At 57.5% G+C, this 332-nt stretch carries 1 protein-coding gene; it reads left to right on the forward strand.

Features of this window, described 5'->3' with window-relative positions; genetic code table 11:
- Positions 1-332: hypothetical protein (locus E0702_RS16110; RefSeq protein WP_132045598.1), on the forward strand; the 332-nt coding region annotated here is incomplete at both ends.

Raw genomic sequence — 332 nt, forward strand, 5'->3', positions numbered from 1 at the left:
TGATCGACACGGTCTATCGTCACTGCGGTCAGAAAGAGACAGTCATCTTCTGTGACCGCGTGATGCAGCTCGGCTTTAGCCATGCCTGCCGCGCAGGTATCTCCTTCGGCAAGGACGACATGGTCATTCCGGACACCAAGGAAAAGCTGGTGGCCGAGACCGAGGCGCTCGCCAAGGAATATGAGCAGCAGTACAATGACGGCCTGATTACGCAGGGTGAGAAGTACAACAAGGTCGTCGACGCCTGGGCCAAGTGCTCGGAGAAGGTCGCCGACGAGATGATGAAGCGCATCAAGGCAGTCGAGTTCAATGAAGACGGCCGCCAGAAGCCG

This window comes from Halomonas marinisediminis, assembly GCF_004347715.1.
Taxonomy (GTDB): domain Bacteria; phylum Pseudomonadota; class Gammaproteobacteria; order Pseudomonadales; family Halomonadaceae; genus Halomonas; species Halomonas icarae.